Annotated in this window: 6 protein-coding genes; 3 read left to right on the top strand and 3 right to left on the bottom strand. The window is 71.2% G+C overall.

Annotated elements, in window-relative coordinates:
* Positions 1-124 precede the first annotated feature (124 nt).
* The 3 genes from ACFV2S_RS35335 to ACFV2S_RS35325 all read right to left on the bottom strand — a co-directional run bounded on the left by ACFV2S_RS35335 (position 125) and on the right by ACFV2S_RS35325 (position 1,884).
* The gene (locus tag ACFV2S_RS35335; protein ID WP_385569348.1) at positions 125-835 is read right to left on the bottom strand and encodes a class I SAM-dependent methyltransferase; all 711 of its coding nucleotides are present in this window, start codon (positions 833-835) and stop codon (positions 125-127) included.
* 147 nt (positions 836-982) lie between these two features.
* Positions 983-1,456, bottom strand: a complete 474-nt coding sequence (locus tag ACFV2S_RS35330; RefSeq protein WP_385569355.1) for a hypothetical protein — start codon at positions 1,454-1,456, stop codon at positions 983-985.
* Positions 1,453-1,884 carry an ATP-binding protein gene (locus ACFV2S_RS35325; RefSeq protein WP_385569343.1) on the bottom strand — a complete coding sequence of 144 codons (432 nt, stop codon included), beginning with the start codon at positions 1,882-1,884 and terminating at the stop codon, positions 1,453-1,455. The genes ACFV2S_RS35330 and ACFV2S_RS35325 overlap by 4 nt, the downstream gene beginning before the upstream one ends.
* Positions 1,885-2,155: 271 nt before the next feature.
* Between ACFV2S_RS35325 and ACFV2S_RS35320 the strand changes: the two genes are divergently transcribed.
* The 3 genes from ACFV2S_RS35320 (at position 2,156) to ACFV2S_RS35310 (ending at position 4,149) form a co-directional block, all read left to right on the top strand.
* Entirely contained in the window at positions 2,156-3,031 is an 876-nt protein-coding gene (locus ACFV2S_RS35320) for a helix-turn-helix transcriptional regulator (RefSeq protein WP_383788011.1), read from the top strand.
* Positions 3,032-3,268, top strand: coding sequence for a DUF397 domain-containing protein (locus ACFV2S_RS35315; protein ID WP_015037566.1), 237 nt, complete (start codon positions 3,032-3,034; stop codon positions 3,266-3,268). It abuts the gene before it with no gap.
* Between the two features lie 74 nt (positions 3,269-3,342).
* Positions 3,343-4,149, top strand: a complete 807-nt coding sequence (locus ACFV2S_RS35310; protein ID WP_383788014.1) for an SAM-dependent methyltransferase — start codon at positions 3,343-3,345, stop codon at positions 4,147-4,149.
* The last annotated feature ends 132 nt before the right edge of the window (positions 4,150-4,281 follow it).

Here is a 4,281-nt window from a genome sequence, read left to right as displayed (position 1 = left end):
TGGTTTTTGGTTTTGTGTGGTGGTGTTTTACCCCACCACCCCCCTTCTCCTTTGTTTGGTTATCGTTCCTACACGCGCCCGCCCCCCACTTTTGCGCGTTGTCCTGCGTGACGCCGACGACGCCCTACCCCTTCCGCGCCACCACCAGCCTGCACCGCGGGCTGCCGTCCTCCCGGCGGCCGAGGGGTTCGACCGGGGTGAGGGAGACCTCGAAGCCGGACGCCTCCAGGCGGGAGCGGACGTCCTGGAGACGGAAGGTCCGGTAGTACATGACGAACGGCGGGCGCAGGACGGCGTTCCGCACGCGCATCGCCGCGTCGAAGCCCCACAGGGTCCAGTAGAGGCGCGAGCCCACCGGCGGTGGGGCGGGGAGCGGGAAGGCGAAGGTGCCGCCGGGGCGCAGGGCGGCGTGGACCTGGCTGAAGAGGGTGCGCTGGGCGGCCGGCAGGAAGTGGCCGAAGGCGCCGAAGCTGACCGCCAGGTCGAAGACCGGGGCGAAGGGGAGGGCCAGGGCGTCCGCGCGGACCAGGGTGGCGGTCGGGTGGGCGTCCCGGGCCCGGGCCAGCATGCCCGTACTGAAGTCGACGCCCGTGATCCGGCCCGCACAGACCGAGCGGAGGACGCCGAGGCCCGCGCCGGTGCCGCAGCAGACGTCGAGGCCGGAGTCGAAGGGGCCGAGCGGCTCCAGGGTGCGGGTGACCGCGTCCAGGAGATGGTCGGAGGTGCGGAAGGGGGTCGCGTCGAACTTGCTCGCGAGCAGGTCGTAGCCGTGCTCGACCGAGGAGAGGGCCTGGGCGGTCAGCTCTCGGAGGCTGGGACCCTGCGGGGTGAACATGCCTCCGAGCCTAGGGGTTCTCCCGCCGACGGTGCGGGCCTCGAGGGAAGACACCCTCGCCCTGAGTACGGAAGACACCCCCGCCCTGAAGAGGGAGGACACCCCTGCGTAGGGAAGACACCCCTCAGCGGTGACGGGCCGTGCGGGTCAGAGCGCGCTGCGTACCGAGGGGGCCGGCCAGGACGGGGCGATGCCCGTGAGCTGGCAGACGAGGAGGTAGAGGGGGATCGGCGGGGTGTAGGGGGAGGTGCCGTCGGGGTGGTGGATGAGGCGCGGGCGGCGGTCCGGGATCTCGGCGCCGGGGGCGTAGCAGGAGGGCAGCGGCCAGGTGAGGTCGTGGTCGGAGCCGGCGGGGACGAGCCACCACCACCAGTCGGAGTCGGCGTAGACGCAGCCCTTGGCGGGGAGCCGGGAGAGGATCTTGAAGCCGAAGCGGGCGGGGACGCCGACGGCGTCGCAGCCGAGGCCGGTGTGCAGTCCGGCGGGGACGGCGAGGCGGGTGGCGCCGAGGTCGTGGATCCGGGTCCCGTCGCGGAGGGGGTCCGGTGAGCGGCGCTGGGCCGGTACGGAGGCGTCTTCGAGGATTCTGCGGGCTCGAGGCCCGATGCGGAGGGACCTCAGCACGGTTCCCCCATGCCGTGGGCGAGTTCCGCCCAGACGACCTGTGCGGTGCCGTGGCCGGTGCGGTCGGCGCCCCAGGCGCTGCAGAGCGCGTCGACGATGAGGAGTCCGCGGCCTCGTTCCTCCTCGCCGCAGTCGCGTATCCGCGGGTCGGCGGGGCCGCCCTCGTCCCGCACGGCTATCCGCAGCGTCTCCTCGCCCTCGCGGAGCTCGCAGACGATCCGGTCGCTGGCGGTGTGCACGACGGCGTTGGTGACGAGTTCGGAGACGACGAGGGCGACGGTGTCGCGGATCTCGGGGCCGCAGCCCCAGAGGATGAGCCGCTCCTCCGCGAGCCGGCGGGCGCGGGCGACCGAGGCGGTGCGGGCCGGGAGCTCGAAGGCGAAACGGCGGACGGGATCGGTGTGCTGCTGTGGGCGCTGGGCCATGACCCGAGGGGCTCGAGGGCTCATGAGAGCTGAGGGCTGCGCGTTACCAGAAGCCACGACCGGTTCCTCACAACAGTGGGCAGGACTGCCGTACGGCGCTGTCGCCGTGGCGCGGGGGCGCACGGCGGCAGCGTGTACTGGTTCACCGGAACACTGTCCTCCTGAGTCGGACACTTGGCAAGTGGCACTCTGAAAATTGCAGAGTGCCGTGTTCTCTCTCGCCCTGCTTCGTGGCACACTCGTCCAAACAGTGCGTCGGGGAGGTCTGAGAGTGAGCGAGCCGCGGTCCGCCCCCACGGTGGGACAGGTCGTCCTCGGAAAGCGACTGCAGGACCTGCGCGAGCGGGCCGGCATGAAGCGGGAAGAGGCCGCGAAGATCCTCCGAGTGGCCCCGGCCACCGTCCGGCGCATGGAGACCGCCGAGGTCGCGCTGAAGATTCCGTACGTGCAGCTCCTGTTGAAGGAGTACGGGATCACGGACTCCGAGGCGGAGGGCTTCGTCGCCCTCGCGGAGGAGGCCAACCTCCCCGGCTGGTGGCAGCGGTTCCACGACGTGCTGCCCGGCTGGTTCTCCATGTACGTCAGCCTGGAGGGGGCGGCCGGCCTCATCCGGGCCTACGAGCCCCAGTTCGTCCCCGGTCTGCTCCAGACCGAGGAGTACGCCCGCGCCATTCTGCGCAGCGGGGCGGTCGGTGGCGGCAGCGATGCCGGCAAGGACGAGGACGCCGAGCGCCATGTAGCCCTACGGATGGAGCGCCAGTCCCTGCTGACCAGGGATGACGCCCCGAAGTTCTGGGTGATCATGGACGAGACGGTCTTCCGCCGACCCGTCGGTGACGGGCCCGAAGTGATGCGCGACCAGCTCGACCGGCTGCTCGAGGCGTCGGAGCTGCCGAACGTCACCCTGCAGATCGCGGAGTTCGCGTCCGGGCACCATCCGGGCACCTACGGACCGTTCGTCCTGTTCCGCTTCGCCATGCCCGAACTCCCGGACATGGTCTACAGCGAGTACCTGACCGGCGCCGTCTATCTCGACGCGCGTCCCGAGGTGGCATCCCACCTGGAGGTCATGGACCGCATGGCGGCGCAGGCCGCGACTGCACAACGCACGAAGGAGATTCTCCGGAATCTCCGCAAGGAGCTGTGAATGGATCGCATATACAACGGCATGCCCGCCGCTGAGCTCGGTGCCGAGGGTTGGCACAAGCCCTGGAGCGGCGGGAACGGGGGCAACTGCGTGGAGGCCATGAAGCTGGCCGACGGCAGAGTCGCCGTGCGACAGTCCGCAGACCCTGAAGGACCAGCGCTCATCTACACCCACGGGGAGATCGCCGCTTTCATCCAGGGCGCCAAATCCGGACAGGCTGACTTTCTGCTCACCTGAACCCTTCCGTCCCGCCCCTACCATCGCGTAACTCTTGTTGCAGTGCCACCCGTTCATCCCGACCAGGAGAGCCGATGACCCAGGACCCCGCATCCGTTCGGATCGACACCAGCAAGCCGCATCCGGCGCGGATGTACGACTGGTTCCTGGGCGGCAAGGACAACTACCCGGTCGACGAGGCGATGGCACGCCAGCTGCTCACCGTCGACGCCCGGGGCCGGGACATGGCCCGCGTCAACCGGGCCTTCATGCACCGCGCCATCCGCTGGCTCAGCGCCCACGGCGTCCGGCAGTACCTGGACGTCGGCACGGGCATCCCGACCGAGCCCAACCTGCACCAGATCGCGCAGGAGGCCGCGCCGGAGTCCCGCATCGTCTACTGCGACAACGACCCGATCGTGCTCGCGCACGCGGCCGCCCTGCTGCGCTCGACCCCGGAGGGGGCCACCGAGTACATCCAGGCGGACGCCCGCGAGCCCGAGGTCATCCTCGAAAGGGCCGGAAAGGTCCTTGATTTCGACCAGCCCATCGCCCTGTCGATGCTCGCCCTGCTGCACTTCGTGGGCGACGAGGACGGGGCGTACGACCTGGTCTCCAAGCTCGTCGAGAAGCTCGCGCCGGGCAGCTACCTCGTCCTGTCCCACGTCACCGGGGACTTCAACCCCGAGGGCGCGGCGCAGGCGGCCGCCATGTACAAGGCGCGCGGGCTGACCCTGCGGCCCCGCTCGCGCGACGAGCTGGCCGCGTTCTTCGACGGGCTCGAGTTCGTGGAGCCCGGGGTCTCGCTCACCGCCGAGTGGCACCCGGAGCTGGGCGTGCCCGTTCCGGTCGAGGGCGACGACCCCATCCCCGGGTGGGCCGCGGTGGCGCGCAAGCCCTGACCCCGGTCCGTACGCGGAGGGGGCGCCCCCCGGGGGGGGGGGGGGCCGCCCCGCCGCGGCCCCGGGGCCCCCTCGCACCCACAGCACCGCGCCGCCCCGCCCGGGGGGGGGGCCGCGGCGCGCCGGGGGTCG

Source organism: Streptomyces sp. NPDC059695 (assembly GCF_042733785.1).
Classification (GTDB): domain Bacteria; phylum Actinomycetota; class Actinomycetes; order Streptomycetales; family Streptomycetaceae; genus Streptomyces.
The sequence above is the reverse complement of the archived record's forward strand: the minus strand, read 5'-3'. Positions and strand labels throughout refer to the sequence as shown.